The organism is Sphingomonas sp. GCM10030256 (genome assembly GCF_042666415.1).
GTDB lineage: Bacteria > Pseudomonadota > Alphaproteobacteria > Sphingomonadales > Sphingomonadaceae > Sphingomicrobium.
In genome coordinates, this window is record NZ_JBHTDI010000001.1 from 636383 (window position 1) to 661366 (window position 24984).

Here is a 24984-nt window from a genome sequence, read left to right on the forward strand (position 1 = left end):
CGACTTATAGCACGATCCTTTACTTCGCGGGGACGTAGAGATCGCCGCCTTCGCGATAGCGGGCGGACATTTCGGCCATGCCTGCCTCGACCTCGCTCGGTACATGGGCGTCGGCCCCTCCACTCGCCCCCTCATCCTGGCTCGCTGCGCCAATCTGTCCCTCGCGCGCGACCGGGGAGGGGCTGTTCAGCACGCCCGCCTCCTGCTTGGCCGCGAAGTCGCGGACTTCCTGGGTGATCTTCATGCTGCAGAACTTGGGGCCGCACATGCTGCAGAAATGCGCCGTCTTGGCGCCTTCCGCGGGGAGAGTCTGGTCGTGGTATTGCTCGGCGGTGTCGGGGTCGAGCGACAGGTTGAACTGGTCGCGCCAGCGGAACTCGAAGCGGGCGCGGGAGAGTGCGTCGTCGCGGACCTTGGCGGCCGGGTGGCCCTTGGCAAGATCGGCAGCGTGAGCGGCAAGCTTGTAGGTGACCACACCCACCTTGACGTCGTCGCGGTCGGGGAGGCCGAGGTGCTCCTTGGGAGTCACGTAACAAAGCATCGCCGTGCCGTACCAACCGATCATCGCCGCGCCGATACCTGACGTGATGTGGTCGTATCCGGGCGCGATGTCGGTGGTCAGCGGCCCAAGCGTGTAGAAGGGTGCCTCGCCGCACGCCTCCACCTGCTTGTCCATATTCTCCTTGATCTTGTGCATCGGCACGTGGCCCGGGCCCTCGATCATCACCTGCACGTCCTGTGCCCAGGCGCGCTTGGTCAGCTCGCCCAGCGTGTAGAGCTCGGCGAACTGGGCTTCGTCATTGGCGTCGGCGATGGAGCCGGGACGAAGGCCGTCGCCAAGCGAGTAGGCGATGTCGCAGGCCTTCATGATCTCGCTGATCTCGTCGAAGCGCTCATAGAGGAAGCTCTCGCGGTGGTGGGCGAGGCACCATTTGGCCATGATCGATCCGCCGCGGCTGACGATGCCGGTGACGCGCTTGGCGGTCAGCGGAACATACGGGAGGCGAACGCCGGCGTGGATGGTGAAGTAATCGACGCCCTGCTCGGCCTGTTCGATGAGGGTGTCGCGGAAGATCTCCCAGGTGAGGTCCTCGGCGATGCCGCCGACCTTCTCCAGGGCCTGGTAGATGGGCACGGTGCCGATCGGCACGGGCGAGTTGCGGATGATCCACTCGCGCGTGTCGTGGATGTTGCGGCCGGTGGAGAGGTCCATGACCGTGTCCGCGCCCCAGCGCGTGGCCCAGACCATCTTGTCGACTTCCGAGGCGACGTCGGACGCGACGGCCGAGTTGCCGATGTTGGCGTTGATCTTGACCAGGAAGTTGCGGCCGATGGCCATCGGCTCGGATTCGGGGTGGTTGATGTTGTTGGGGATGATGGCCCGGCCTCGCGCAATCTCGTCGCGGACGAATTCGGGGGTGACGTGGTCTGGGATGGCTGCGCCGAAGCTCTCGCCGTCGCGGGCCTGCTGGAGCGCGGCTTCGCGGCCGAGGTTTTCGCGGATCGCGACGTATTCCATCTCGGGCGTGATGATGCCGCGCTTGGCATAGTGCATCTGGCTGACGTTGTGGCCGGGCTTGGCGCGGAGGACGCGCTTGCGGACGTTGGGGAAGGGCTGGACACCGCCCGAGCGGTCGGGGCCGAGCTGGCCATTGTCCTCGGGGCGGACCTCACGCTGCGGCACCTCCTCGACATCGCCGCGGGCGCGGATCCAGTCGCGGCGGAGCTCGGGCAGGCCGGCCATGATGTCGATGCGGGCGGTGGGGTCGGTGTAGGGGCCCGACGGGTCGTAGACGGTGACCGGCGGCTCTCCGCATGAGGGCTCCAGCACCACTTCGCGCATAGCGACGCGCAGGGCGCCGACGTGGATCTTGCGGCTACCGCGGATCGGGCCGGTGGTGACTTTGAGTTCTGTGCGGGCAGGAATGTCGGCCATGGTTCGTCCTCTCCAATGGAGGGACACGGGAGGCCCGCATTCCCTCCCTACGCCCGTGTGAACGGGATCAGGTTCAGCGGGTCGAGTGCCGCCACGCACTCCTCTCAGCCATTGTTTACCCGCCAGCGACACGTCGCGGCGGGAGCAGGCTCCCCGGGGATGAGTCGGGCTTAGAAAGGAAGCCGAGCCCATGTTCAAGTGCGTGGCCGCGGAAAACGGCTAGACTCTTCCCTTCCCGCGGCGGGCAGGCCACAATCCGTGCCCATGAGCCATAGCCACCTCGACCGCCTGGAAGCCGAAAGCATCCACATCATGCGGGAGGTGGCGGCCGAGTGCGAGAAGCCGGTTTTCCTGTATTCGATCGGCAAGGACAGCAGCGTCATGCTGCACCTGGCGCTGAAGGCGTTCCACCCGTCGCGGCCGCCCTTTCCCTTTCTGCACATCGCCACCGGCTGGGACTTCGGGGCGATGCTGGAACACCGCGACCGGATGGCGCGCGACCTGGGGCTGGAGCTGATCGTCTGGCACAATGGCGAGGCAGCAGCGGCAGGGGTGAACCCGTTCGACACGCCCACGCCGACCTACACCCGGCTGATGCTGACCGAGGCGCTGACCGCGGCGCTGAGCGCGGGCGGCTATGACGCGGCGTTCGGCGGCGGGCGGCGCGACGAGGAAAAAGCGCGCGCCAAGGAGCGCATCTTCTCCTTTCGCACGGCGCAGCACCGCTGGGACCCGAAGAATCAGCGCCCGGAGCTGTGGAACCTGTTCAACACCAAGCTGAACCGGGGTGAGAGCGTGCGCGTGTTCCCGCTGTCCAATTGGACCGAGCTCGACATCTGGCAATACATCCAACGCGAAAACATCCCGATCGTCCCGCTCTACCTTGCGGCGCCAAGGCCCACGGTGGTTCGCGATGGAACGCTGCTGATGGTTGACGACGAGCGGCTGGAGTTGCGGGACGGCGAGGAAGTGGTCGAACGGGTGATCCGCTTCCGCACCATGGGCTGCTACCCGCTGACCGGGGCAACCGAGAGCCACGCTGCGACGCTGGACGAGGTGATCCGCGAAATGGCGGCCGCGCGCACGTCCGAGCGGGAGGGCCGGGTCATCGATCGCGACCAGGGCGCCAGCATGGAGCGCAAGAAGCAGGAGGGTTATTTCTGATGGACCTCCTGCGCTTCATCACCTGTGGCAGCGTCGACGACGGCAAGTCGACGCTGATCGGGCGGCTGCTGTACGACAGCAAGCTGATCTTCGATGACCAGCTCGCGGTGTTGGAGGCGGACAGCCGACGGGTCGGCACGCAAGGCGAGGACATCGACTTCGCGCTGCTGGTCGACGGACTTTCGGCCGAACGCGAGCAGGGCATCACGATCGATGTCGCCTATCGCTTCTTCGCCTCGGCGGCGCGCAAGTTCATCGTCGCCGACACGCCGGGACACGAGCAATATACCCGCAACATGGTGACCGGCGCTTCTACGGCCGACGCGGCGGTGATCCTGGTGGATGCGCGCAAAGGGGTGCTGACCCAGACGCGGCGGCACAGCTTCCTCGCGAAGCTGATCGGCATCCGTCACTTCGTGCTGGCGGTGAACAAGATGGACCTGGTCGACTATGACCAGGTCGCCTTCGACAGCATCGTCGCTGATTACGCCGTGTTTGCGCGGGACGCGGGCGTGGAGGACGTCACCGCCATCCCGCTGTCGGGCCTCAAGGGCGACAATGTGATGGAGCGCTCGGCCATCATGCCGTGGTTCGACGGGCCAAGCCTGCTCGAGCATCTGGAGAGAGTGCCGGTCGACGACCAAGCGGAGTCGCGGGCGCCCTTTCGCCTACCGGTGCAGTGGGTCAATCGGCCCAACCAGAGCTTCCGCGGCTTCTCGGGGCTGATCGCCGGGGGACAAGTGCGGCCGGGCGAGACGGTGCGGGTGCTGCCCTCGGGGAAGACTACGCGTGTCAGCCGGATCGTTACCCATGACGGCGATCTCGACGAGGCGGCGGCTGGCCGCTCGGTGACGCTAACGCTTGCCGACGAAGTTGACTGTTCGCGCGGCTCGGTCATCGCCGCAGCCACCGCGCCCCCGGAAGCGGCCGACCAGTTTCAGGCCGACCTGGTATGGATGGGCGAGGAGCCGCTGCTGCCGGGACGGGGCTATTGGCTGAAGCTCGGCACGCAGACCGTCACCGCGACCGTGCACCCGCCGAAATATGAGATCAACGTCAACTCGCAGGAGCAGCTGGCGGCCAAGACCCTGGAGCTGAACGGCATCGGCGTCGTGGAGTTCGCGACCGACGCGCCGTTGGTGTTCGAGCCTTACGCCGACAGCCGAACACTCGGTGGGTTCATCCTGATCGACAAGCTGACCCACGCGACCGTCGCTTGCGGGATGATCCATTTTGCGCTCCGCAGGTCGCAGAACATCCATTGGCAGGCGCTCGAGATCAGCCGCGAGGCGCGTGCCCGGCAGAAGCACCAGAAGCCGGCGGTGATCTGGCTGACCGGTCTCAGCGGCGCGGGCAAGTCGACCATCGCCAACCTGGTCGAGAAGCGCCTGCATGCGCTCGGGCGGCACAGCTTCCTGCTTGACGGCGACAACATCCGCCACGGGCTCAGCCGCGACCTCGGCTTCACCGACGCCGACCGCATCGAAAACATCCGCCGGGTCGGCGAGGTGGCGAAATTGATGACCGATGCCGGGCTGATCGTGATCACTGCCTTCATCTCCCCATTCCGGGCCGAGCGGGAGCTGGTTCGCCAGATGCTGCCGGAAGGCGAGTTCATCGAGGTGTTCGTCGACGCCCCGCTGGCCGAAGCCGAGCGCCGCGACGTGAAGGGCCTCTATGCCAAGGCCCGCGCCGGGGAGCTCAAGAACTTCACCGGCGTCGACAGCGCATATGAGGCTCCGCAAGCGCCCGAACTGCGGATCGACACGATGACGATGAAGGCAGAGGAAGCGGCGGAGCGCATCGTCGAGATGGTGCTTCAGCGCCACTGACCTCGCAATCGGCCATCAGCGCGAAAGCGGCTGGAGCTTGAAGCCGGCGATTGCGGTGGTGAACGAGCATTGGAACGACTGACGCTGCCGCTCGTCCTCGACCGTTCCCCACACGATGATCTTGCTTGGGCTATATTGCTGTACGTCGATGATCCTCACCGCGCCATGCTGAGCCGCGCGTGCGCTGCAGGCGTCGCGGGCTTCCGGCTGAAGATGGGCATTGCTGGCGGGTGTCCCGCGTGCGCTGCGGGCTGCGGCGCCGATTGCGCTTGCGGCCAGGCCGGCGACGCAACCGCCGAGCGTGAGGGCTGCGGCCGGCAGGAACAACAAGGTCAGCATACGCCTCATGCGGGCTTCCTTCGTGCGGGTGGATCAGCGGTCCAGACTATACCTGCGCGCCGCCGGCACCAAACCCATGGCTCGCGCTATTGCGCTTTCGGCTGATGGACGTGTTCCTGGGCAGGCGGCACGGGGGGCCGAGCCGCGCGAAGCACTCCTTCAGGACTGGATGTCGACGACCTGCGCCGGGGGAATGGTAATGCGGTCGGATTGGCCGCGCGGGTCCGGCCGCCCTTGTTCACCCGGTTGCGGCGGCTGGACCACCGGCTCGCCCCTGCGGGCCAGCATTTCATAGTTGCGCGCCAGGGAGAGGTGGATCCTTGCGAGATCGGGCGTCTCCGCCTGGGCCGCCCGAAAACGTTCTATTCCCGCGTAAACCTTGCACCGGTTGCTAAAGGCCTGCGATCGCATCTCGCCACCCGCTGAAGCTGAAATCGGAAAGCGACTCGGCACCGGCAGGGACGGCTGGTGGCCAGCGTCGTTTATACTCGTTTCGGCAGTATACGTCAGCACTTACCAGCTGTAGCCGACCCCGACCGCGCCGAACCAATTGGTCGCGCTGCCGCGATCCGCGACGATCGGCGAACCCTTGAAGTCACCGACCAGGCGCTTGAAGCTGCCAGTTCCGAACAGTGCCCAGCCCTTGCGCAAATCGCCGGACAGCGACTGCGAGGCGAGCAGGCTGAGCTGCCAACTCTTCATGCCGCCCTCGGGCGTGTAGAGCGGGAGGCCGCTCGCCAATGCGTCGTCCGCGTCGATGCCGAAGTAGTAGCGAGCATATTTGTCGCTGGTGAAGTCGGCCGAAACCGACGCGCCGACAAAGGTCTGCAGCGACAAGGGCGTGCCGAAGTCCACCGACGGAGTGAAGACCCAGCTTTCGTGGGCGTTGCCGACGTCCTTCACCGCATCCATCCGAAAGCTTAGCGAGTCGTATGGGTTGGTGATGGCCTTGATCGACACGCCGCCGAAGCCGCCGACCTCGAACGCCACCTTCCGGTCGTCGAGGCGGTCGACGAGATCGTCCTTGATCTTGCCGGTGCGGTTGAGCCGGACGCCGATGATTGGGCCAGCGTCGAAGTCGACCTTGCGGCCGGTGTCGATCACGTCGGCGTAGAGGTAGGTTCCCCGCGACGAAATGCTGATCCCGTTGGTTTTCGCACGGAGGATCGCGCCGGGGATGATGCGATACTCGTCCGAACCCTCGTAATCGGCGGTGATCCCGGCGCCGAGGCCGATGCTGAGATATTCGGTTGGAGCCTGCACGTCGGGAAGCAGCGGCGGCTGGTCGGGGGTGGGGCTTTGCGCGAGGGCCGGCGTGGCGATGGCAACAGCCGCAAGGAAGGCGGCGGTGAGGATGCGAGTCATGATGGCCCCTGTTCTTCTGGAGCCGTAACGACGCTGCGGGCCGCTAAGTTCCTGTAAGTCCGCTCATACTGAGCAAGGGGCACAGGCTCCGGATCGAAGCGCTCCGCCAGTGCGTGGCCACGCAGGATGACGGAAGGCCGCTCAGTCGCCTTCGCCGGGTTCCGCGCTGAAATATTTGTCGTACTTGCCCTCTTCGCCCTTGTGCTCGTCGGCGTCGGCCGGGCTTTCGCGCTTGCGGGTGATGTTGGGCCATTGCGCCGAGAAGGTGGCGTTCAGTTCCAGCCACTTCTCGTTGCCGCTTTCGGTGTCGGGAAGGATCGCCTCGGCCGGGCACTCGGGTTCGCACACGCCGCAGTCGATGCATTCGTTGGGATTGATGACGAGCATGTTCTCGCCCTCATAGAAACAATCGACCGGGCAGACCTCGACGCAGTCCATATATTTGCAGCGGATGCAGGCGTCGGTGACGACATAGGTCATGGCGGTATTCGAGCTCCCTAGTTGACGGCAGCGCTATGCTTCCGGAGCGAGTGCGTCAACGCCCCCGCCCTCCGCGATCTCCTCATAGCAGGCCTGCGCCTCCGGCGCCGGGCCACGACGAACCGGCAGGGCGAGCACGCGCAGGACCCGCACCTCGCCCCGCAAGGGCAAGGCAAGCGTGCTGCCGACCTTCACCGTCTCGCTGACCTTTTGAACGCGACGCCCGTCGAGCCGCGTGCGGCCTTCCTCGATCAGCGCCTGCGCCTGGGTGCGGCTCTTGATCAGGCGGATGCAGAACAGGAATTTGTCGATCCGCAAGGCCTCAGCCCTTGAGTCCCGCCAGCGCGGCGAAGGCGTTCCCGCGCCGCGGCGGCTGCGGGCGATCCGTGCGGGCCGGGCGGTTGCCGCGCCACTTCCATTCCTCGCCTACGCTGCGGAAGCCGACCTCCGCCATCAGCCGCTCCAGCGCCTCGGACGAAAGGCCGAGCGAGGTGACCAGCTCACGGTCGATCGGGTCTGAGGCCTCAGCCGAGCCGGCCGCGCGGACCTGGTGGGCGTGGGTGGCGAGCCGGTCGGCGAGGTCAACCCGCAGCCAGCTTTGCCCCAGCCGGCGGTAAGCGAGCGCCGCGCCGCACGGATCGGCATCCGGCCCCAGGGTGGATGCTCCGGGCGGTGGCAGCGCCGGCATCGGCTGGCCATCGCGCACCGCCAGCAGCGCCGCCCGCCAGCGCTGCGCTTCCGGCTTCAGCAACGAGGGCACAAACGCGTCGAGCGCGCCAAGCCGCACCCGTGCCCGGTACAGCGCCGCCCGCGCCGGCTTATCGAGCTGCGCGATCGGTGCGGCCAGCGCCTTACGCGGCAGAGTGCCGCCGGCCGCGGCGAGCATCGCCGTTAAAGCGCGCACCGCCGGGACATTCTCCTTGTCGGTCGAGGCCTGCGCCAGACGCTGGAGGTCGGCGAGGTGGCGCCCGGTCGCCGTCGCGATCCACTCGTGAAGGCGGGCCTTTAGTGCCTCGCGGCGCGGAGCGGACAGCCGATGGAGCGCGCGGGACAGGCGAAGGTTGGGCTCGAGCAGCGACTTGCCGGGGGTGAGCGTCGCCAGCTTGTGTCCATCCCAGCTGATCGCGACATCGCTCCCCGGCCCGGCGAGCAGCGCGAAATGGCTGTCGTCGGCGGTGGTGAGGTCCTTGGCGCGGCGGTCGAGTTCCTCGCCCAGGCGGCGCTCGGCGGCGGCCAGCAGCAGGCGCTTGTCGGCGAGCCGCGCGGCCGGATCGACCTTGAAGTCGAAGCCGGCGAGATGCCCGATCGGCTCCGGGCCGACGCTGACCTCGCCATCGGCGGAGACCGTCACGGGCAACGCGTCCGCCCCCCGTGCGCCGATGTCGCGGACCAGCACGGCGGTGCGCCGGTCGACGAAGCGTTGGGTCAGCCGCTCGTGGAGAGCGTCGCTGAGGCGGGATTCGACCAGCCGCGTACGCTCGGCCCATTTGGCGGGCTCAGCCAGCCAGTCGGAACGATGCGCGATATAGGCCCAGCTGCGCACCCCGGCGAGCCGGTCGGCGAGCGCTTCGATGTCGCCCTGGACATTGTCGAGCCGGGCGACTTCCGCCGCGAACCAGTCGTGGGCGATGTGCCCGCCTTCGCAGATGTAGCCGAACACCCGGCGGACCATGCGGGCGTGGTGCATCGGCCCGACCTTGCGGAAGTCGGGCAGACCGCAAGCGGCCCACAGCTTGCGCGCCTGTGGTCCACGCCGTGCTGCGACCGCGGGGTCTTCCGCCAGCAGTTTCAGCACCGCCAGGTCGATCGATAGTGGTGCAGGCCGGAGGATCGGATCGTCGCTCTTCGCCTCCAGGCTGGCGATCAGCCCGCGCACGTCGGTGAAGTCGAGCGCGGAGCTGCGCCAGTAGAGATGGTCGAGCGGGCGGAAGCGATGCTCCTCGATGGCGAACACCTCGTCGTCGCTGAAGGCCGGGCCGTTCTCGCCGCCGAGGCCGAGCGTTCCGAACGTGCCATCGCGCTGGTGGCGCCCGGCGCGGCCCGCGATTTGGGCCATTTCCGGGATTGTCAGGCGGCGGTTGCGGCGGCCGTCGAACTTCTCGAGGCCGGCGAAGGCGACATGGCTGACGTCCATGTTGAGGCCCATTCCGACCGCGTCGGTGGCGACGAGATAATCCACTTCGCCGCGCTGGAACATCGCCACCTGGGCGTTGCGGGTGGCTGGCGAAAGCGCGCCCATGACGACCGCCGCGCCGCCCTTGAAGCGGCGGAGCATCTCCGCGAGCGCATAGACCTGCTCAGCGGAGAAGGCGACGATGGCCGAGCGCGGCGGGAGGCGCGACAGCTTGGCCGACCCGGCGAAGGTCAGGGTGGAGAAGCGCGGGCGGCTGACCACCTCGACATCGGGGATGAGGGCGCGAACCATCGGCCTCAGCGTGTCGGAACCGAGGATCAGGGTCTCCTCACGGCCACGGGCGCGGAGCATCCGGTCGGTGAAGACGTGGCCGCGCTCCGGATCGGTGCCGAGCTGCGCTTCGTCGACGGCGCAAAAGGCGAAGTCTCTGTCCCCGGGCCCCTCGACTATGCTCGGGACAGGCATCGATTCGACCGTGCACAGCCAGTAGCGTGCGGCCGGCGGGACGATCCGCTCCTCCCCGGTCAGCAGCGCGACGCTGGCCTCGCCCTTCATCGCGACGACGCGGTCATAGACCTCGCGCGCCAGCAGCCGCAGCGGGAAGCCGATGATGCCGCTGGAATGGGCGCACATCCGCTCGATCGCCAGGTGCGTCTTGCCGGTATTGGTCGGGCCCAGGATCGCCCGCACGGGTGCATCGCCAGGCCGCGAGCGAGTGGAGGTGGCCATGCACCAAGATGTGGACATTGCGGGGGAATGTGCAAGCGAAGTCTGCGGCGAGTGCGGTGGGCGGGCCGCTTAGCGAGCCGTTAACCTTGTTGAGCCACACCGCTTCGCATGTATCATGCGGGCGGCATTGCAAGTTTCGGCCACGGGGCGACGGCGCTTAGCGCGCCGGCGTTCGGGCTTCGCGCCCGGCGGTGCGAGCATGCGCCCTTCGAGCTGGTCGTCGACCTCGGCACCGACCTGTTCAGCCGCCGGTGGTGGCGGGGCGCGGCCACGCTGCTGTTGATGAGCTCCGCCCTCGCCATGCTCGCGCCGGGGTTCGAGCCGCTCGCCGGCGGGCGGCCGGAACCGCTCGGGAAAGCCGAAGCCGAACAGCTCGCCGCCGTGGGCATCGCGCCGATCAGCGCGCGCTCCGCCACCGGCATGGCAATGGCGGAGACCGCCGCCGTCCAGCCGCTTGCCAGCGCCCCCGAACGAACCACGGTCCAGCTCTTCGCCACCCTTCAGGAGGGCGACAGCCTCGGGCGACTGCTGCTTCGCAACGGGGCGGCGCCTGCCGATGCGGCGCACGCGCAGGCGCTGGTTCGCGGTGCGGCTCCGACTGGCCTGGCACCCGGCACCAGCGTTTCGATCCTTCTTGGTGAAAAGGTCGGCAGCGCACGGAGCATCGAGCGCGTCTCGCTCCGGGCGAACCTTGGCCTCAACCTGGTGGTCCGTCGGACCGCGAGCGGCCTCGCGCTGACCTCGTTCCCGGTCAAGGTGAACACGACCCCCCTGCGCATCCGCGGGCGGGTCGGCGACGGGCTTTACTGGTCACTTCGCTCGGCCGGCGCATCTCCGCAGGCTGCGAGCGAATATCTCCGCGCGCTTGCCACCCAGGTCGAGGTCGGCAGCGAGGTGATGCCGCAGGACCGCTTCGACCTGGTGGTCGCTAACCGCCGCTCCGACACGGGCGAGAGCATGGCTGGACCCTTGCTCTACGCCGGGCTGGAACGCAGCATCGGCGGCACCGTCCAGCTGCTGCGCTGGCCGGCCGGCAAGTCGTTCCAGTGGATCGACGCGGCGACCATCGAAGGGAGCCGGGGAGTGGCGGCGCGCGCAACGGCGGGCCTGATGTGGCCGGTGCAGGCGCGGATCACCTCGGGCTTCGGCCTGCGCGTCCACCCGATCCTGCGCTTTGCCCGCATGCACCGCGGGATCGACTTCGGCGCCCGCTGGGGCACCCCGATCGTCGCCGCCGCCGACGGCCAGGTCGCCCGCGCCGGCTGGGCTGGCGGCTATGGCCGCCAGGTCCGCGTCGCCCATGCGGGCGGGCTGCTCACCAGCTACAGCCACATGAGCCGCATTGTCGCCGAGCCCGGCACATTGGTGCGCGCCGGCCAGCTGATCGGCTACGTCGGATCGAGCGGATTATCGACCGGGCCCCACCTGCATTACGAAGTGTATCGGGGCGGCGTGGCGGTGAACCCGATGGGAGTACGCTTTGCACCCGCAGCGCCGATGGTGGATCAGCGGCAGGTGGCGGCAGTGAAGGCGCGTTTGCGGGCGTTGTTGAGTGTGGGCGGGACGTAACGCTTAAGGTCGCGCTGACCTTGATTATCCTTTTGTTAGTTGACACCCACCAACAAGCTGCTCACCCGAGCTGCGGCTCGGGGTATGCTTTGCTTTTTAGGGGGAATGTTCATGTCTATTCGTTTACTCGCCTGCGCACTGGCGCTTGCGTCTACCAGCGCGGCAGCCCAAATCGCCGCAGGTCAGACTGCCAACGTGACCACAACTGCAACTGTTCCCGTGCAAAGCCTGTCGGGGCAAACGGCAGTTGAGATCCCGTCAGCGACGTCGTCGACGGGACCGCTCCTGTGGCGCAACATCACGAGCGGCATGCCGATCGATCGGCTTCATGCTCTTTACCCGCAAGGGTTAAACGTGACCTACAAGAACGACCGGACCGTGCTCAGCAATGTGCCGATCATCGAAGGTTGCGACGCAAAGGTTAACGTCATGCATGAGGCGGGGGCCGTCAAAGAGATTGTCATGCGGGGAGAGGGAGCCATCGCGGGCCGGTGCTCTCTGAAGATCATTACGGCTCTGTCTGGCAAATACGGAGAGCCGCTGGAGAAGGACAAAGTTAAGGGTTCCCTATTTGCTCGGGAGGGAAAGAACTACGTGTGGTCCCGTGATGGTGTAACGCTGCAGTTTAAGCGGTACACCAATGGTCCGTTGGGCGGTGGTGGTCTTCTGGCCGCCAGCTGGGAGATGCGATACGCAGCTAATGCGACTAGCATCGATCTTTGATGTCGATAGCTAGCACTTCCGCTCGCGTTTGAATTTCCAACAAAGTAGAGTCCTGCTGAGGACTGAGTCATCTGAAGCATGAAAATGGCACGACGTGGCGGCGAGTTCGTCACGCCGTGCTTGCATAATAGGGTTTCGCCTGCTGCGGTCGCTCTCGCGGCCTGCCGTCAGATCTTTCTCAATAACGTGGAACGGCTCACGGCAGAACCGCCCAAAGGGGCTGGCGTTCGTCTAACCATGGCGGTTTTCCGGGCGCGTTACCGTGAAGATTGTGAACATTCGCAGCCAGTCGGCTCCGGTGCAAAACCGATCTACGTCATTGCGAGCATGGCGAAGCAATCCAGTTCACAAGAACACTGGATTGCTTCGTCGCTCCGCTCCTCGCAATGGCTGATCAGCGTCCATGCCCGCGCCAGCGCTTGATCGTGCGCTGGATGATCTCCGCTTCGCCGCCGGTCTCGCGCCACAGTTCGGCGAAGCTGGGATCGCTGGAGGCCGGGCGCTTTTCCGGCTCGAGGTCGTCGAAGCGGACGCGGATCGGGATGGCGACGCCTTCCCCGCAGACGATGCACTCGCGGTTTCGCAGTGCCGGGATGGCGTCGAGGAAGCCGCGCGCGCCTTCGGGCATTGCTGCGCGGACGCAGGCCTGGTCGCGGTCGTTGTTGAGGCGCATGGAGATGATGGTGCCGCACTGCGACAGCACGCCTTCGGCCAAGTCCGACGGACGCTGCGTGATCAGGCCGAGGCTGACGCCATACTTACGGCCTTCCTTGGCGATCCGCTCCAGGATCTTGCGCACCGCCTGACCGCCGCTGTTCTCGTCCTTGGGAACGTAGCGGTGCGCCTCTTCGCAGACCAGCAGCAGCGGGCGCTGCGCCTCCGTCCGGGACCAGATGCCATAATCAAACACCATCCGGGCCAGCACCGAAACTACCACCGAGGTGATCTCCGACGGAACTCCCGACACGTCGACGATCGAGATCGGCTTGCCGTTGGCGGGCAGGCGGAACAGCTTGGCGAGGAATGGCGCCATCGTGTCGCCGACCAGCATGCCGGAGAACATGAAGGAGAAGCGCGGGTCGGCCTTGAGCTCGTCGAGCTTGTTCTTGATCCGCTGAAACGGCGTGGTGTCGCCGGCGCGGTCGAGCTTGCCCATTTCGTTGACCAGAATCGCGTTGAGATCGGTCAGGAGATAGGGGATCGGCGAGTCCACCGTGACCTTGCCGGCCGTCTCCGCCGCCTTCGTCTTCATCCGCGCGGCGAGCAGGCATTTGGCGAGGATGTCGGCGTCGCGCTGCCGCTCGGCGCCATCGGTGGTCAGCAGCACCTCGCAATGCTCTTCGAAGTTGAGCAGCCAGTACGGAAGCTGGAGGTTGTCGACGTTGAACAATTCGCCGCAACCCTTGAACGCGGCGCTATATTCGCCGTGCGGGTCGATCATGACGATGTGACCCTCCGGGCTGAGCTGCGAGATGCGGTGCAGGATCAGGGCGACGCTGGTCGACTTGCCGGTGCCGGTCGATCCCAGGATCGCGAAATGCTTGCTCAGCATCGGGTCCACGTACAGCGCGCCGCGGATGTCGTCGGTCGGATACACGGTGCCGATCTCGACGTGCGCCGCCCCGCTCGCCGCGAAGACGGAGCGGAGGTCCTCGGTGGTGACCGGGTGAACCGTGCTGCCGGGAATGGGGTATCGTGTCACGCCGCGGCGGAAGTTGCTCATTCCGCCGGTGGAGTCACGGCTGCCCTCACCCAGGAAGTCGATCGCGGCGTGAATGGTGCCGTCGTCGCCGCGCTTCATAGTGCGGACGTTGGCGATCAGCCAGCTGGAGCCGACCTCCATCTTGACCTGGCTGCCAACCTGTCCGGACATCATCACGGAGGGATCGGAGTGGCACTGCTGCGCGTGGAGCCGCTCGGCATCCAGCACGATCTGCGACCCCGAACCGGCGATCTCCATCACCTGTCCGATCGGCGGCAAGGCCTCGCGGGTGGATGCGACCTGGCCTCCCGTCGCTCCATCGTCGGCGTAGTTGCTCAGCTCGTCGAGGAACTGCTTGAGGCTGGGCTGGTCAGTCATGGCGTCGGAAATCCCCACTCTCGAAACTTGCGAAATCGAGGCGGAGTTAACGGCGGCGTAGTTAAGATTTCGCTTCCTGCGGCTCAGAGGCGGCGGCGGAAAGCCATCGCGGCCAGCCAGCCGAGGAGCAGGGAGAGAAGCACTGCGGCGAGGCCGTAAGCCAGGCTGTAGCGCCGCGCGGCAAGGGCGACGAAGCGCTCGAACCCCGACTTGCCGACCTCGATTTCCTTGGTAGCGGCGGCGATTACCTTGCCCTTGTTGATCAGGAAGGTTTCCGCTGTGTACGTTCCGACCGGCACCCGGCTGGGAATGAAGATGCGCGCGCGATACAGCACGCCTTCGCTGATCTCGACCCCGCTGGGATGCTCGGCGTAGAGCTGGTTGCGCTGCATCAGTTCCAGCAGGCCGGATTCGAACCGCCGCTCCTTGTCCGGCAAGGCTCCGCCACCGGGCGAGAGTTGCAGGTTCTGGAGGCCAAGCTCGTAGATGGCCGCGGTGCGCTCATCCACCAGATCGGCGATCGGGCGCGACGAGGCGACGGCGTAGAAACCGGGCGCCGAGCGGAAGCGGTTGGAATCCGCATTGAGCCAGATACCGGCGATCTTCTGCTTCTCGCGCACGACGATCGGCTGCACCGGACCTTTGAGGACCACCACCACGTCCGCGGGGTTGGTGGGCACTCGCCCGCCGGGATAGAGGATGGCGCCGAACAGCAGCAGTTGCGCTCCGGCAAAGCTGTAGCGGATCTGCACCGCGCGGGCGGAGATGTCGGGCACCAGCCGCGGGCTCGCCTGTCCCATCAGCAGCGCGGCCACCGGCGGCAGCAGGAGGAGCTTGGCCGCCCGCATCACAGATACTCGATCGAATAGATTTCGCCGGGGCGATAGGTAAGGCCAAGCCCCATCCGCAGCGCCACCAGCAGAATGATCATCGCCAGCACCAGGCGAAGCAGGTCCGGCTTCATCCGGGTGGTCAGGCGGGCGCCATATTGCGCGCCCACGACCCCGCCGAGCAGCAGCAGGCCGGCCAGCACGATGTCGACGGACTGGGTGGTGAGGGCGTGGATCAGGGTGGTGACGGCGCTGACCGCGAGGATCATGACTAGGCTGGTCCCGACGACCACCCGCGCCGCCATGCCGAGCAGGTAGATCATCGCCGGCACCAGGATGAACCCGCCGCCGACGCCCAGCAGCACGGTCAGGATACCGGCAATGAAGCCGAGCGCCATCGGCGCCAGCGGCGAGATGTACAGGCCCGAACTGTAGAAGCGCCAGCGCAGCGGCAGCGAGGCGACCCAGCGGTTGTGGCGCGGGCGCGGCTCACTGTCCTCGGCCGGCTTCAGCCAGCCGAGCGCCAGCGCCGCGTCCCGGAGCATCAGTGCGCCAATGCTGCCAAGCAGCAGGACGTAAAGGATGCCGATCACCGTATCGATCTGGCCGCTTCGCTGGAGCAGGCGGAAGATGCCGGCTCCGGCCAGGGACCCCGCCAGGCCGCCGGCGATCATCACAAGCCCCATCCGCAGGTCGACCCCGCCCCGGCGCATGTGGGCGAACACACCGGACACGCTGGCGCCGGTGATCTGGGTGGTTGCCGAGGCTACCGCGACGCTCGGCGGAATGCCGTAGAAGATCAGCAGCGGCGTGGTCAGGAAACCGCCGCCGACCCCGAACATGCCCGACAGCACGCCAACCAGCCCGCCGAGCGCGACGATGAGCAGGGCGTTGACCGACAGGCCGGCGATCGGAAGGTAGATGTCCATGCGTTCGCGGAAGGGTCTAGCCGCACCCGCGGCCATCCGCCAACCGGGCCCGCGTCAGAAATCTCCGGCGATCGTCAGGGCCGGACCGCTGCCGGGCTGCGCGTTGCCGAGCATGCGGAAGCGATAGTCGAGGTGGGCGCGCACGCGGGGCTTGAGCTGCATGGACAGGCGCGGCCCCACGTCGAAGCGCGACAGGCCCGGCTGCATTCCGGCCCATGCCCCGGCCCCAACCGCGAAGCGGGCCAGGAGCGGCCGGGTGGGGGTGAAGCCCGCGTCGGCGAACAGGTCGCCGTTGCGGGTGCCGACCACTCCGGCCTGCGCGTAGCCGTCGAGCCGGAAGCCCCATGGTAGCGCGCGATCGTAGGGGCCGCCCTCCGCGACCAGCGCGAAGGCGTCCCGTCCCGCGCCTTCGCCGACTGCCTTGCGCCGTTCGGCACGCAACCGCACCGGCACCGACTGCAGTGGCTGCCAGCTTAGGGCCCAAGGCGGCCTCGCCGGCGACCTTGGCTCCCTCGGCGGGCCCGGACACGCGCAGGTTCAGGCCGAGGGCGCGCTTGAAGTGGTGGGCGAGCCGAACCCCGGCCTGGCTCCCGCCCAGCATTCCGCTGGGCGACAATGAGGGGTCTTGCGGGGTGAGCGTCGGCCGCGGCGGGCGGACCAGCGCCCAGCTGGTCAGCGACAGCCGATCAAAGCGGGGCGGCACCGCGGCCGGCGTGAAGCTGGGAGTGCCGGGAGCGCCTTGCCCGGTCGCGGCTTGGGGAATGCCGGCAGGTCGTCGCCCAGCAGCGCCTGGCGTGGCATGTCCCCACCGTAGGAGTCCGGCTCCAGCGCGGGAGCATAGGACATCGGCGCTGCCCGCGGTGCGAACCGGTCCTGCGGCGGGGGAGCGTAGGCCGGGTCATAGACCGGGATCGGCACCATGTGCGGTCGCAGCGCCGGCATCGCTCCGTAGGCTGCCGGATAGCCGGCCGGATAGCCCGCCGGAACAGGGTAGACCTGGCTTGGCTGGAGCGCAGGCTGAGCGGTGGCGCCACCATCCAGAGCCACCTGGGTGTCGAGAAGCGGCGTCTGCGGCGAGGGAACCGGGATCGCGGCGAGCGGCGCCGGCAGCAGGGCACCGCCCGCGGCTCTTACCCCGACCCAGACCAGGACGGCGGCGGCCAGGACAAGAGTGGTGAACTCATCGGGACGCAAGCTCCGTTGGAAAGGTGTGGGCCGTCTTGTCCCAGCGGCGCGGGCCGCCGGCGATGTGGACGGCAAGAGCCCGCCGCGTGGCGAGAATGGCGGTCAGGTTGGAGGTCAGTGTTCGCGGAATGGGGGACAGCCCCTCGCGCCAGCCGTAGGTCCGCCAGGTGAAGCCGGCGCGCATCGCCAGCCGCCAGCCGAGCAGCCACAGGATCCATCGGAAATGCAGGCCGATGGGGCAGGCGTGCCGGAACCCGCCGGGCCGCGAGACGGTTAACCGGTTTGAAAGGGCGAAGGAGGACAAGGGCGGGTGGCGGATCGAAAAGGCTGACGCTTGCCCATGTTGAACCATCCCACCGTGAACGGCATCAGCCAGGCGCTTCATGCGCGGTCGGCGGCGCTTCTAGTCCGGATCGAGGACGGGCTGCCGCGGATCGTGCTGCTGTGGATGGCGGCGGCGGCACTGGCGTCGGCCGCGCGGATCGCGGTGAGTCCGTTCCCGGCGTCGCGGATCGATTTCCTACCCTACGTCCTGCTGGTGGTCGCGCCGGCGGCGAGCCTGCTGCTGGCGCTCCACTGGTTCCGCGACGGTGCGGCGATGGCGCAGCCGTCCGTGCGCCTGGCGCGGGTCGGGCGGTGGCGCGAGGTCCCGGCCGACGAAGCGCGGCGCCATCCGCTGTTCGGCACCAGCGGGATCATGGTCTCGCTGCTGGTCGGAATGCTGCTCAACGTGCCGGTGCGGGCGGCGGAATATCTCGCGACCATGCCGGCGATCGGAGCGGCCGCGCCCGAGTGGCTGGCGACATTGCACTTGGCGATGTCGATCGATGCGGTGCTGGTCTCCAGCCTCTACGTCATCGCGTTCGCCGCCGCGCTGCGCGGGCTCCCGCTGTTCCCGCGGCTGCTGGTGCTGGTGTGGCTGGTCGACCTGGCGATGCAATTGCTGATCGCTCAGGCGGCGGTGAGCTCGGGCCTGCCCTCTCAGGTCGCAGGGGCGCTGCTGCAATTCCTCGACGGCAACATCAAGAAGGTGCTGATCAGCGTCGCTCTGTGGTTGCCGTACCTGCTGCTGTCGGCGCGGGTGAACGTCACTTTCCGGCAGCGAGTCGCGGTCTAAACCTTTCGAGTCGCTCCGAGTCGTGCCGAATTAATTACTTGGGCGTAATAACCGCCGTGTCGGACAGGCCACGTTTTGTCCGTGAATGGCACAATTCGGGAGCCCCCGACGATAGCGCCAGCCAAACCCGTCATCTCCAAACTTCCCTCGCAAACAAGGGCTTGGACGTGCGCAAGGCGGGTCGAGTAATTAATATCAATTAAACAAGGATGCTTGACAAAATGTTACCGACTCGGCCTCTTCCTTTCAGCCGAGCGGCCCGGGGGCCTGTATCAGCGATGCGGACATGGTGTTGTATGTCCTGCGTTTTTTGGCATCGAGTGATGCGGGGGGACACCTCTTCGACAAGGTCGTGACGCGTTTTTGGGAAGGCGCCGCCCGTGCGGCGCCTGCTGAGGCAAGAGGGACTACGTCATGACCAATTTCATCAAGATGCTAAACGACGATTCCGGTGCGGCTGCAGCGGAATATGCGCTGATCCTCGCGATCGTGGGTGCCGGCCTGGCCAGCGCCGCGCTGTTCCTGGGCGGCAAGATCAAAACCTCTATGATGGACACGGGCAACAAGATCGCAACTTGCTCGCAGTCTCCGAATAGCAGCGGCTGCTGATCTGGCTCGATGAGGCGCCTACTCGGCGCCTCATCATTCGAGAGAGGAATTCCCATGAACACTTTCATCACCATGCTGAAGGACGAATCGGGTGCGGCGGCCGCGGAATACGCGCTGATCCTCGCCATTGTCGGCGCCGGCTTGGCCAGCGCCGCGCTGTTCCTCGGTGGCAAGATCAAAACGTCCATGATGGATACCGGCAATAAAATTGAGACCTGTTCGCAGTCTCCGAATAGCAGCGGCTGCTAAGTTGACCGAGGGCCGTTCTCCGTTTCGGAGGGGAGCGGCCCACTTCGGGGAAAGTACTATGCCTGCTGTGAGAAAGATGCTGCGAGACCAAAGCGGCGCAAGTGCAGCCGAATATTCGCTGATGCTCTCGATTGTTGGTGCAACCATTGCGGCGGCAGCGCTGGCCCTGGGTGCTTCGGTATCGGACAGTATGATGCAGTCGGGCAACACAATCAGCACCTGTGCGAACCGCTGTTGATGATGTTATAGAGGCGTAACGACGGGCTGGGGGGACTTAATACCATGCTTCGACGTCAGACGATGATTGCCCTGGGGATTGCGGTCGTCCTCGGCTTGTTGGCCGTATACCTGGCCGACGTCTTCTTGGATGCGAAATCCCGCGCAGTCGCGGACACCGGCGGGCCCAAGCTGGCCGTTGCCGCAGTGCCGCTCGACTATGGCGCCGAACTCACGCCCGACAAGATCCGCTTCATCAGCTATTCGGCAGAGGCCATGCCCGCCGGAAGCTATGCGTCGATCCAGGCGCTTCTGCCCGCGGGCAAGCGGCGGGTCGTACTCCGGCCGATCGCGGTCAACGAGCCGATCCTTGCCGGGAAGATCTCCGGCGAAGGCCAGGGCGCATCGATCGCGTCGCTGCTGCCCGACGGCAAGCGCGCGGCTGCGGTTCGGATCAACGATGTGTCGGGGGTCGCGGGCTTCATCCAGCCGAACGATTCGGTCGACGTGCTGATCACCCGTCAGGCGGGCGCGGACCGGATGGCCAATCGCCAGCTGACCGACGTGCTGCTGCAGAACGTCCGTGTGATCGCGATGGACCAGAAGGCCGATGGCGAGGACGGCAAGCCCGCCGTGGCCTCGACCGCGACGCTGGAGGTGACCCCGGTCGACGCGCAGAAGCTCGCGCTCGGCCAGCAGGTCGGAACGCTCAGCCTGGTCCTTCGCAAGCCGGGCGAGCAGCAGGACGCTTCACTGGCCGAGACGGTCAGCCTCGAGGACCTGCGCTACAGTCTCTATGGTGGCAGCTACCCGCGGCAGTCGGCGGTGCAGGCCTCCGCTCCGCGGCCGGTCCGGGTGACCCGGCTGAGCCCGCCCAAGCAACCCGTTCGGCGTCGTGAACCTGCTGCCGCGGCGCCGCAGGGTCCGGTGACGAACAATGTCCAGGTGGTCCGGGGCACCACCAACACCAGCTACGAAGTGGGGGACTTTGGTGGCTAAGCGTACCATGATCGCGGCGCTAGGCGCCGTCCTTGCGGCGGGACTGCCGCTCACTCCGGCACTGGCCCAGGTCAGCGCCGTTTCCGAAACCGACGGCGTCCATGCCGGCGAGCTGAATGTCGCGGTCAACAAGAGCCAGGTGGTGCGGGTCGATCGGCCCTATTCCAAGGCGCTGATCGGCAATCCGGAGATCGCCGATGTCCTGCCCCTGACCGACCAGTCGATCTACGTGCTGGGCAAGAAGACGGGGATGACCAGCCTGACGCTGTACGACCGGCGCAACGCGCTGATTGCGGTGATGGACGTGGCGGTCGGGCCGGATGTCACCGGGCTGAAGCGGCAGCTGGGCGAGCTGATGCCCGGCGATGCGATCGGCGCTCGCATGTCCAACGATAGCATCGTGCTGGAAGGAATCGTCTCGAGCGGCCCGGCGGCCGACCGCGCGGTGCAGATCGCGGAGACCTACGCGCCGGGCAAGGTCGTTAACATGCTGTCGGTGGGATCGTCCCAGCAGGTGATGCTGGAAGTTCGCTTCGCCGAAGTGAAGCGAAGCGCGCTGAAGCAGATCGGCGTCGGCATCCAGGACGGTCCGGACGGCCGGTTCGAGGGCGTCAGCGGCGGTGGTGCCAGCATTACTCCGGGAGCGCCGATCGAAATCAACTCGGGCGGGGTTACGACCAAGGTTCCAGGACCGCCCCTGATCGCCCTGGGCTCGGTGCTCGACAGCTTCGGGATCCTGTCCCGCGCTTTCCGGGCGCTTGGCGGCGATTTCACCGTCACCCTCGACGCGCTGGAGCGCAAAGGGCTGGTGACCACGCTGGCCGAGCCGACGTTGATCGCGCTGTCGGGTGAAACGGCCAACTTCCTGGCCGGGGGTGAATTCCCGGTTCCGGTCGCGAGCGCAAGCAGCGGCGAGAATCTGGCGATTTCGGTCGAGTTCAAGCCGTTCGGGGTCAGCCTGGCCTTCACTCCCACCGTGCTTGCGGACGGGGTGATCAACCTGGTGGTGGCACCCGAAGTCAGCTCGATCGATCCATCCGCGGCGGTGGTGATCAACAACTTCCGCATTCCCGGCCTGCAGACCCGCCGCGCTAAGACGGTGGTGGAACTGCGCGATGGCGAGAGCTTCGCCATGGCCGGCATGCTCCGCCGCGACTTCCAGGATACGGTGCGCCAGTTCCCGGTGCTTGGATCGCTGCCGATCATCGGTTCGCTGTTCCGCTCGACCGGGTTCCAGCGGGAAGAGACCGAACTGGTGATCGTCATCACTCCGCGGCTGGTGAAGCCGGTCCATTCGGCGCAGCTGAAGCTGCCAACCGACCGGGTCAGGCCGCCGGACGAGGCTGACCTGTTCCTCCTCGGCCGCACCGACAAGGCCGTTCCGCCGGTCCAGCCGGTGTACGACCCCAGCCGCCGCGCCGCGCCGCCCGCTCCGGCGGGCACGCCGGGCGCTCAGCTGAAGCCCGCGGCTCCGACCGGCCTGGAAAGGGATTACGGCCATGTCCTTTGATCGCACCCTGATCGCGGCAGCGCTGGCGCTGACCACCGCCGCCTGCTCGACGCCCGAACCGCGCACGGACTGGATCGACCCGGGCATGGGCGAAGCGGTCGCCTGGAACAAGAACCTCCATGTGATCAATCCCGACCCGGTCTACCGGGCCGACGGGGCTCAGCCGGGCGCCAACGGTGAGCGGGCAGCGGATGCGACCGAACGCTACCGCAAGGGCGAGGTGAAGGACGTCAAAGAGGTCAACACGACCAGCAGCGGCAGCGGCGGCGGCGACGCGGGACCGCGGTGAGGGGATGAGCGATGCAACGTCTGTGGCGGAGGCTTGTTCGGGATAATAGCGGCTCGGTCGCCCCGACCGTCGCCCTGTCGCTGATCGCGCTCATTGCGAGCGGCGGGATCGCCTTCGACTATGCCCGCCTGGCCGCCATGGACAGTGAGCTGCAGAGCGCCGCCGACCAGGCCGCGCTGGCTGCCGCGGCACAGCTGGACGGCAAGACCGGAGCCATTACCCGCGCGACGACTGCCGCGCAGAGCATGGTCGCCAACAAGACCTGGTTCTCCAACGACACCAACGCTGCCGGCTCGGCCGTCGGAGTGACCGCGGCAAACGTCACCTTCTATATCAAGGACACGAGCAAGCCCGACAGCATCGGCGCGGCGACGACCGACGACACCAAGGCGCGCTTCGTTTCGGTTACGGTGGACTCGCGCAAGGCCTATTACGCGCTGACCCCGGTGGTCGGTGCGCTGAGCTCCGGCGACATCAGCGCGAATGCGGTGGCCGGCCTCGGCTCGTCGATCTGCAAGGTGCCGCCGCTGATGATGTGCAACCCGGCGGAGACCGGCACCAGCACCGCGTTCAACATCGCCGACTGGACCGGCAAGGGTATCCGCTTAGTTGCCAACGGCCCCGGCGGCGCCTGGGGACCGGGTGTGTTCGGTTATCTCCAGTCGAACCTTGGCAACGGTGCCAGCGCGCTGGAAGAAGCGCTGGGCGCAAACAACCCGCCGGGCGATTGCCAGGATTCCGACAGCGTGACGGTGAAGCCGGGCGTTCAGACCAGCGTCACCGACGCGATCAACACCCGCTTCGACATCTACGAAAGCGGGCTGGTCGGCTATTGCACAGGGACCAGCTGCAGTCCGGCGCTCAACACCCGCAAGGACGTGGTCCATCCCGATTTCTCCACGACGCCGGGCGGGAAGGCTCCCAACTGCGGCCTGACCGGCAAGGACGGTTGGGAAGAGCCGAGCCAGCAATATCTTCCAGTCTCCAAATCGGATTCCGGTCCGACTCCGACCAACATGGGCTTCCCACGCGACATCTGTCACGCAGTCAGTGACTCCGGAAACTGCACCGCTGGGCGCGTCGGGGACGGCGAGTGGGACCGCGCGCTGTACTTCGAAGTCAACTATCCCGGGGCGGGTGCAGCCAACCTGAGCGCCGCAGCGACCTGGGCCGGCAAGAGTTCCACGGCGACCTCCGGGTCGAACGCGCTCCGCCGGTATGACGTCTACCTGTGGGAGGTTGCCGCCGGCAAACTTGGCCGCACCGGCACTGGCCCTTACGCGTACAGCAGCCCGCAATGCGGCGTTGGCGCCGCCCCAGGTCCGTCGCAAGCCGACCGGCGCAAGATCACGGTCGCAATGGTCAATTGCATCAAGGATGCGTCGGGGCTCAACGGTTCGGCGACGGTGCGCCCGGAAAAGTGGATCGAGGTGTTCCTGGTCGAACCTTCCATCGGGCGCGCAAGCAAGCGGACCTCGGCATCGGACGTCTATGTTGAGATGATCGGCGAGGCGACGCCCGTGTCCAACGGGGTCAACATGACGGTGCGGCGCGACGTGCCGTACCTGGTGCGCTGATGGTCGCGCTCACTTCCCTGCTCCGCTGCCGGCGCGGCTCCTCCGCGGCGGAGATGGCGCTGGTCATGCCGCTACTGACGATCATCCTGTTTGGCTCGGTCGAGCTCGGCAACTACTTCTGGTACCAGCATGTGGTGCAGAAGGGCGTCCGCGACGGCGCCCGCTACGCCACGCGCGAGCCGGTCGCCGCCTACACCTGCCCCGGCGGAGGGGTCGACAGTGCCGCCGCCACCCGCATCAAGTCGGTCACCCGCACCGGCGTTCTGGCCGGCGGGACCACTCGGGTTCCCGGCTGGGACGACACTGAAGTGACGGTCTCGGTCGACTGCCAGTCGGGCACTCCGGCGGGCGTCTACGCGTCCGGCATCTATTCGGGCCTGCCGGGCGGAGCGCGCAAGGTCACGGTGTCGGCATCGGTGCCATACCAGTCCTTGTGGGCGGACATGGTCTATCCCGCGGCCAACATCAAATTGGGCGCGATCTCCCAAGCCGCGGTGTTCGGAATATGACCGGCAAACTGCTCCTCGACGACCGTGGCGGTTCCGCCGCCGAGTTCGCGCTGGTCCTTCCGGTCCTGCTGATCTTCTTCGCCGCGATCCTGGATGGCGGACGGATGATGTGGGAGGTGAATCAGGCGGAGAAGGCGACCCAGATGGGAGTGCGCTTCGCCGCGGTGACCACGGTGCCCGCGGGCGGATTGGCGAGCAAGAATTTCGTTGGTGTGACGGTTGGCGGCGTGACCCTGACGCAGGGAGACAACATCCCGGCAAGCGCGATCGGAACGATAACCTGCACCAGCGCGAGCTGCACGTGCCCGTCTGGCTGCCCGAGCGGGATCCCGGGCACCTACAACAATGATGCCTTCCAGAAGATCGTTGACCGGATCGCGGCATTCAAACCCAACGTCCAGGCAAGCAACGTCACTGTGGAATATCGCGGCTCCGGCCTCGGCTTTGCGGGCGACCCGACCGGCATGGACATCAGCCCGATCATCACCGTCAAGCTGAGCGGCTTGCAATTCCGACCGGTGAGCACCCTTGCGCTGGCCCGCTTCAGCCTTCCGTCCTTTGCCTCTTCCCTGACCATGGAAGACGGCGTGGGCACCGTGTCGAACTAAGGACAA

27 protein-coding genes and 1 riboswitch are annotated in these 24984 nt (G+C 66.8%); of the genes, 14 read left to right on the forward strand and 13 right to left on the reverse strand.

Features of this window, described 5'->3' with window-relative positions:
- Positions 1 to 19: 19 nt before the first annotated feature.
- Positions 20 to 1936, reverse strand: a complete 1917-nt coding sequence (thiC, locus tag ACFQPG_RS03030) for a phosphomethylpyrimidine synthase ThiC (RefSeq protein WP_380810176.1) — start codon at positions 1934 to 1936, stop codon at positions 20 to 22.
- A 27-nt stretch (positions 1937 to 1963) separates the two neighbouring features.
- A riboswitch (TPP riboswitch) is annotated at positions 1964 to 2102 on the reverse strand.
- A gap of 98 nt (positions 2103 to 2200) precedes the next feature.
- On the opposite strand from thiC, the gene cysD reads away from it, so the two are divergent.
- Both cysD and cysN read left to right on the forward strand, forming a co-directional pair.
- Positions 2201 to 3100 (forward strand): sulfate adenylyltransferase subunit CysD, encoded by a 900-nt coding sequence (gene cysD / locus ACFQPG_RS03035; protein WP_380810178.1) that lies wholly within the window; start codon positions 2201 to 2203, stop codon positions 3098 to 3100.
- Positions 3100 to 4932, forward strand: coding sequence for a sulfate adenylyltransferase subunit CysN (gene cysN, locus ACFQPG_RS03040; RefSeq protein WP_380810180.1), 1833 nt, complete (start codon positions 3100 to 3102; stop codon positions 4930 to 4932). Before cysD ends, cysN begins: the two co-directional genes overlap by 1 nt.
- 15 nt (positions 4933 to 4947) lie before the next feature.
- Here the strand turns inward: cysN and ACFQPG_RS03045 are convergent, their stop codons facing one another.
- The 6 genes from ACFQPG_RS03045 to ACFQPG_RS03070 all read right to left on the reverse strand — a co-directional run bounded on the left by ACFQPG_RS03045 (position 4948) and on the right by ACFQPG_RS03070 (position 9979).
- Complete coding sequence (locus ACFQPG_RS03045) at positions 4948 to 5280, reverse strand: hypothetical protein (protein WP_380810181.1); 333 nt, start codon at positions 5278 to 5280, stop codon at positions 4948 to 4950.
- Positions 5281 to 5430: 150 nt separating this feature from the next.
- Positions 5431 to 5682: a hypothetical protein gene (locus ACFQPG_RS03050; protein ID WP_380810182.1), complete on the reverse strand. Its 252-nt coding sequence runs from the start codon at positions 5680 to 5682 to the stop codon at positions 5431 to 5433.
- A gap of 102 nt (positions 5683 to 5784) precedes the next feature.
- Positions 5785 to 6636, reverse strand: coding sequence for a MipA/OmpV family protein (locus ACFQPG_RS03055; protein ID WP_380810184.1), 852 nt, complete (start codon positions 6634 to 6636; stop codon positions 5785 to 5787).
- Positions 6637 to 6777: 141 nt separating this feature from the next.
- Positions 6778 to 7116: a ferredoxin FdxA gene (gene fdxA / locus ACFQPG_RS03060; protein WP_380810185.1), complete on the reverse strand. Its 339-nt coding sequence runs from the start codon at positions 7114 to 7116 to the stop codon at positions 6778 to 6780.
- Positions 7117 to 7149: 33 nt separating this feature from the next.
- A complete protein-coding gene (locus tag ACFQPG_RS03065; RefSeq protein WP_380810187.1) occupies positions 7150 to 7434 on the reverse strand; it encodes an RNA-binding S4 domain-containing protein in 285 nt (94 codons plus the stop codon).
- A 4-nt stretch (positions 7435 to 7438) separates the two neighbouring features.
- Entirely contained in the window at positions 7439 to 9979 is a 2541-nt protein-coding gene (locus ACFQPG_RS03070; protein ID WP_380810189.1) for a helicase-related protein, read from the reverse strand.
- A 108-nt stretch (positions 9980 to 10087) separates the two neighbouring features.
- Between ACFQPG_RS03070 and ACFQPG_RS03075 the strand changes: the two genes are divergently transcribed.
- The 3 genes from ACFQPG_RS03075 to ACFQPG_RS03085 all read left to right on the forward strand — a co-directional run bounded on the left by ACFQPG_RS03075 (position 10088) and on the right by ACFQPG_RS03085 (position 12694).
- Positions 10088 to 11548, forward strand: coding sequence for a M23 family metallopeptidase (locus ACFQPG_RS03075; RefSeq protein WP_380810191.1), 1461 nt, complete (start codon positions 10088 to 10090; stop codon positions 11546 to 11548).
- 39 nt (positions 11549 to 11587) lie between these two features.
- Positions 11588 to 12271 carry a hypothetical protein gene (locus tag ACFQPG_RS03080; protein WP_380810192.1) on the forward strand — a complete coding sequence of 228 codons (684 nt, stop codon included), beginning with the start codon at positions 11588 to 11590 and terminating at the stop codon, positions 12269 to 12271.
- 78 nt (positions 12272 to 12349) lie between these two features.
- On the forward strand, positions 12350 to 12694 hold the full coding sequence (locus ACFQPG_RS03085) for a hypothetical protein (RefSeq protein WP_380810194.1): 345 nt from the start codon (positions 12350 to 12352) through the stop codon (positions 12692 to 12694).
- On the opposite strand, the gene ACFQPG_RS03090 is transcribed toward ACFQPG_RS03085, so the two are convergent.
- The 6 genes from ACFQPG_RS03090 to ACFQPG_RS03115 all read right to left on the reverse strand — a co-directional run bounded on the left by ACFQPG_RS03090 (position 12666) and on the right by ACFQPG_RS03115 (position 17599).
- Positions 12666 to 14351: an ATP-binding protein gene (locus ACFQPG_RS03090; protein WP_380810196.1), complete on the reverse strand. Its 1686-nt coding sequence runs from the start codon at positions 14349 to 14351 to the stop codon at positions 12666 to 12668. The two genes, ACFQPG_RS03085 and ACFQPG_RS03090, sit on opposite strands and share 29 nt — an antisense overlap.
- 83 nt (positions 14352 to 14434) lie before the next feature.
- Positions 14435 to 15199, reverse strand: coding sequence for a TIGR02186 family protein (locus ACFQPG_RS03095; RefSeq protein ID WP_380810198.1), 765 nt, complete (start codon positions 15197 to 15199; stop codon positions 14435 to 14437).
- The gene (locus ACFQPG_RS03100; protein WP_380810200.1) at positions 15199 to 16110 is read right to left on the reverse strand and encodes a sulfite exporter TauE/SafE family protein; all 912 of its coding nucleotides are present in this window, start codon (positions 16108 to 16110) and stop codon (positions 15199 to 15201) included. Before ACFQPG_RS03100 ends, ACFQPG_RS03095 begins: the two co-directional genes overlap by 1 nt.
- Positions 16111 to 16164: 54 nt before the next feature.
- Positions 16165 to 16557, reverse strand: coding sequence for a hypothetical protein (locus ACFQPG_RS03105; RefSeq protein ID WP_380810202.1), 393 nt, complete (start codon positions 16555 to 16557; stop codon positions 16165 to 16167).
- Between the two features lie 225 nt (positions 16558 to 16782).
- Entirely contained in the window at positions 16783 to 17304 is a 522-nt protein-coding gene (locus ACFQPG_RS03110; protein ID WP_380810203.1) for a hypothetical protein, read from the reverse strand.
- Entirely contained in the window at positions 17291 to 17599 is a 309-nt protein-coding gene (locus ACFQPG_RS03115) for a hypothetical protein (RefSeq protein WP_380810205.1), read from the reverse strand. The genes ACFQPG_RS03110 and ACFQPG_RS03115 overlap by 14 nt, the downstream gene beginning before the upstream one ends.
- Before the next feature lie 36 nt (positions 17600 to 17635).
- Here ACFQPG_RS03115 and ACFQPG_RS03120 point away from each other — a divergent pair, with 36 nt between their 5' ends.
- The 9 genes from ACFQPG_RS03120 to ACFQPG_RS03160 all read left to right on the forward strand — a co-directional run bounded on the left by ACFQPG_RS03120 (position 17636) and on the right by ACFQPG_RS03160 (position 24978).
- The gene (locus ACFQPG_RS03120; protein ID WP_380810206.1) at positions 17636 to 18412 is read left to right on the forward strand and encodes a DUF2569 domain-containing protein; all 777 of its coding nucleotides are present in this window, start codon (positions 17636 to 17638) and stop codon (positions 18410 to 18412) included.
- Positions 18413 to 18826: 414 nt separating this feature from the next.
- A complete protein-coding gene (locus ACFQPG_RS03125; protein ID WP_380810208.1) occupies positions 18827 to 19021 on the forward strand; it encodes a Flp family type IVb pilin in 195 nt (64 codons plus the stop codon).
- Positions 19022 to 19075: 54 nt separating this feature from the next.
- Positions 19076 to 19270, forward strand: coding sequence for a Flp family type IVb pilin (locus ACFQPG_RS03130; protein WP_380810209.1), 195 nt, complete (start codon positions 19076 to 19078; stop codon positions 19268 to 19270).
- A 282-nt stretch (positions 19271 to 19552) separates the two neighbouring features.
- Positions 19553 to 20485: a Flp pilus assembly protein CpaB gene (cpaB, locus tag ACFQPG_RS03135; protein WP_380810211.1), complete on the forward strand. Its 933-nt coding sequence runs from the start codon at positions 19553 to 19555 to the stop codon at positions 20483 to 20485.
- Positions 20478 to 21995, forward strand: a complete 1518-nt coding sequence (locus tag ACFQPG_RS03140; RefSeq protein ID WP_380810213.1) for a type II and III secretion system protein family protein — start codon at positions 20478 to 20480, stop codon at positions 21993 to 21995. The genes cpaB and ACFQPG_RS03140 overlap by 8 nt, the downstream gene beginning before the upstream one ends.
- A complete protein-coding gene (locus ACFQPG_RS03145) occupies positions 21985 to 22284 on the forward strand; it encodes a hypothetical protein (protein ID WP_380810215.1) in 300 nt (99 codons plus the stop codon). Before ACFQPG_RS03140 ends, ACFQPG_RS03145 begins: the two co-directional genes overlap by 11 nt.
- An 11-nt stretch (positions 22285 to 22295) precedes the next feature.
- The gene (locus ACFQPG_RS03150) at positions 22296 to 23861 is read left to right on the forward strand and encodes a TadE/TadG family type IV pilus assembly protein (RefSeq protein WP_380810217.1); all 1566 of its coding nucleotides are present in this window, start codon (positions 22296 to 22298) and stop codon (positions 23859 to 23861) included.
- Complete coding sequence (locus ACFQPG_RS03155; protein WP_380810218.1) at positions 23861 to 24370, forward strand: TadE/TadG family type IV pilus assembly protein; 510 nt, start codon at positions 23861 to 23863, stop codon at positions 24368 to 24370. Before ACFQPG_RS03150 ends, ACFQPG_RS03155 begins: the two co-directional genes overlap by 1 nt.
- Complete coding sequence (locus tag ACFQPG_RS03160; RefSeq protein WP_380810220.1) at positions 24367 to 24978, forward strand: TadE/TadG family type IV pilus assembly protein; 612 nt, start codon at positions 24367 to 24369, stop codon at positions 24976 to 24978. The genes ACFQPG_RS03155 and ACFQPG_RS03160 overlap by 4 nt, the downstream gene beginning before the upstream one ends.
- Positions 24979 to 24984 lie beyond the last annotated feature (6 nt).

Excerpts from the sequence above, each read along its gene's own strand:
- ACFQPG_RS03155 (WP_380810218.1), top strand. The coding sequence starts at position 23,861 with ATGGTCGCGCTCACTTCCCTGCTCCGCTGCCGGCGCGGCTCCTCCGCG.
- ACFQPG_RS03125 (WP_380810208.1), top strand. The coding sequence starts at position 18,827 with ATGACCAATTTCATCAAGATGCTAAACGACGATTCCGGTGCGGCTGCA.
- ACFQPG_RS03075 (WP_380810191.1), top strand. The coding sequence starts at position 10,088 with ATGTATCATGCGGGCGGCATTGCAAGTTTCGGCCACGGGGCGACGGCG.
- thiC (WP_380810176.1), bottom strand. The coding sequence starts at position 1,936 with ATGGCCGACATTCCTGCCCGCACAGAACTCAAAGTCACCACCGGCCCG.
- cysD (WP_380810178.1), top strand. The coding sequence starts at position 2,201 with ATGAGCCATAGCCACCTCGACCGCCTGGAAGCCGAAAGCATCCACATC.
- ACFQPG_RS03045 (WP_380810181.1), bottom strand. The coding sequence starts at position 5,280 with ATGAGGCGTATGCTGACCTTGTTGTTCCTGCCGGCCGCAGCCCTCACG.
- ACFQPG_RS03150 (WP_380810217.1), top strand. The coding sequence starts at position 22,296 with ATGCAACGTCTGTGGCGGAGGCTTGTTCGGGATAATAGCGGCTCGGTC.
- ACFQPG_RS03120 (WP_380810206.1), top strand. The coding sequence starts at position 17,636 with ATGTTGAACCATCCCACCGTGAACGGCATCAGCCAGGCGCTTCATGCG.
- ACFQPG_RS03130 (WP_380810209.1), top strand. The coding sequence starts at position 19,076 with ATGAACACTTTCATCACCATGCTGAAGGACGAATCGGGTGCGGCGGCC.
- ACFQPG_RS03070 (WP_380810189.1), bottom strand. The coding sequence starts at position 9,979 with ATGGCCACCTCCACTCGCTCGCGGCCTGGCGATGCACCCGTGCGGGCG.
- ACFQPG_RS03055 (WP_380810184.1), bottom strand. The coding sequence starts at position 6,636 with ATGACTCGCATCCTCACCGCCGCCTTCCTTGCGGCTGTTGCCATCGCC.
- fdxA (WP_380810185.1), bottom strand. The coding sequence starts at position 7,116 with ATGACCTATGTCGTCACCGACGCCTGCATCCGCTGCAAATATATGGAC.
- ACFQPG_RS03090 (WP_380810196.1), bottom strand. The coding sequence starts at position 14,351 with ATGACTGACCAGCCCAGCCTCAAGCAGTTCCTCGACGAGCTGAGCAAC.
- cpaB (WP_380810211.1), top strand. The coding sequence starts at position 19,553 with ATGCTTCGACGTCAGACGATGATTGCCCTGGGGATTGCGGTCGTCCTC.
- ACFQPG_RS03145 (WP_380810215.1), top strand. The coding sequence starts at position 21,985 with ATGTCCTTTGATCGCACCCTGATCGCGGCAGCGCTGGCGCTGACCACC.
- ACFQPG_RS03085 (WP_380810194.1), top strand. The coding sequence starts at position 12,350 with ATGAAAATGGCACGACGTGGCGGCGAGTTCGTCACGCCGTGCTTGCAT.
- ACFQPG_RS03100 (WP_380810200.1), bottom strand. The coding sequence starts at position 16,110 with ATGGACATCTACCTTCCGATCGCCGGCCTGTCGGTCAACGCCCTGCTC.
- ACFQPG_RS03095 (WP_380810198.1), bottom strand. The coding sequence starts at position 15,199 with ATGCGGGCGGCCAAGCTCCTCCTGCTGCCGCCGGTGGCCGCGCTGCTG.
- cysN (WP_380810180.1), top strand. The coding sequence starts at position 3,100 with ATGGACCTCCTGCGCTTCATCACCTGTGGCAGCGTCGACGACGGCAAG.
- ACFQPG_RS03050 (WP_380810182.1), bottom strand. The coding sequence starts at position 5,682 with ATGCGATCGCAGGCCTTTAGCAACCGGTGCAAGGTTTACGCGGGAATA.
- ACFQPG_RS03160 (WP_380810220.1), top strand. The coding sequence starts at position 24,367 with ATGACCGGCAAACTGCTCCTCGACGACCGTGGCGGTTCCGCCGCCGAG.